Source organism: Dellaglioa sp. CoH-57-MRSF-20, from assembly GCF_056781955.1.
In genome coordinates, this window is record NZ_JBXAXV010000091.1 from 1 (window position 1) to 508 (window position 508).

1 protein-coding gene is annotated in these 508 nt (G+C 55.3%); it reads left to right on the top strand.

What is annotated here, in order from left to right; translation table 11 throughout:
* Positions 1-502: hypothetical protein (locus AC1RPN_RS08275; RefSeq protein WP_481763729.1), on the top strand; the 502-nt coding region annotated here is incomplete at its 5' end.
* Positions 503-508 lie beyond the last annotated feature (6 nt).

Sequence of the window (508 nt, forward strand, 5' to 3'; positions counted from 1 at the left end):
CGATGCGCTGCCTCAGTGGCGCGAATGGTTGGGTCTCGAAGGTACGGACTGGGATTGGCGCATGATCTTCAACCGTACCGTGCACGAAGCGAACTACTACTCGGTCCCCTACGAGATGGTAATCCCGTTCCTGCACATGATGCAGTACCAAGCAACGTACGGCGTGACGAACGCGTTCAAGCGTGATTTCAACATCAAGTTCACGATTGAGCCCGAGATTGAAATCGAAATCATGGGTGCAAACGACACGGAAGGGAGCGCTTGGGACTGGAGCTTGAACAACCTGATGGACTCGCTGCGATCGGCTCTCAAGAGTCAGGACGACGCGGGGCTCCTGAAGGGCACACAGGAGGATGTGTTCAACGCCATCATCCGCCCGTGGAAGAGCAAGAAAATGCGCAGCTGGTTGCAGGAAAACTACCCGTTGCTGGGTGTGCAGGACCTTGATGAGCAGATTCGCGCCGCTTTGAAGCATGCATCAAAACCCAAGGAGGCTGCATGAACGATG